This is a genomic window from Bartonella sp. AD328YNZD, from assembly GCF_042196425.1.
The window spans coordinates 1-561 of sequence record NZ_JBHIQG010000848.1 but is presented as its reverse complement, the minus strand read 5'-3'; the positions used below and the strand labels follow the sequence as shown (position 1 = coordinate 561).

General features: G+C 36.0%; 2 pseudogenes. One reads left to right on the top strand and one right to left on the bottom strand.

Annotated features, from left to right (window positions below):
* Positions 1–371 (top strand): annotated as a pseudogene (locus ACFIO3_RS15390) (guanylate kinase); the annotation flags it as partial.
* Positions 372–400: 29 nt separating this feature from the next.
* Here the strand turns inward: ACFIO3_RS15390 and ACFIO3_RS15385 are convergent.
* Positions 401–561 (bottom strand): annotated as a pseudogene (locus tag ACFIO3_RS15385) (16S rRNA (adenine(1518)-N(6)/adenine(1519)-N(6))-dimethyltransferase); the annotation flags it as partial.

Below are 561 nucleotides of genomic sequence, written 5' to 3'. Positions count from 1 at the left end.
CATTGAATACCGGCCGTGATATGCTATTTGATATTGATTATCAGGGTACTAAGCAGCTGCAAAAAAAAATGCTAGGAGACACTGTATCTGTTTTTATTCTTCCACCATCAATGAAAGAGCTTGTTTCGCGTTTACATCGTCGAGCCGAAGATAGTCAAGATATCATCAATTTACGATTGGAAAATGCACGAACGGAATTAAAGCATTGGCATTCTTATGATTATGTTGTGATTAACGAAGATTTAGATCAATCTTTATCTTTTATTAAGTCGATTTATTTAGCTGAAACCAAAAAACGCGAGCGCTGTTCTTATCTTGCCTCTTTTGTTGATGGGCTTATTGCTGAAAAGATCGATAAATGCCTTTATTAAAAAAGAATGCAAAACAAAAAGTGCATTTTTTAGAGCACTAGATGCGCTAAAGTTACAAATTCAGAAACCGAGAGTGTTTCAGCACGGCGTCTTCCATCAATTCCAGCTTTTTCTAACAGCTCTTCACCTCCAAGTGTTTTGAGATTTTGACGAAGCATTTTTCGTCTTTGTCCAAAAGCAGTTTTTGTAA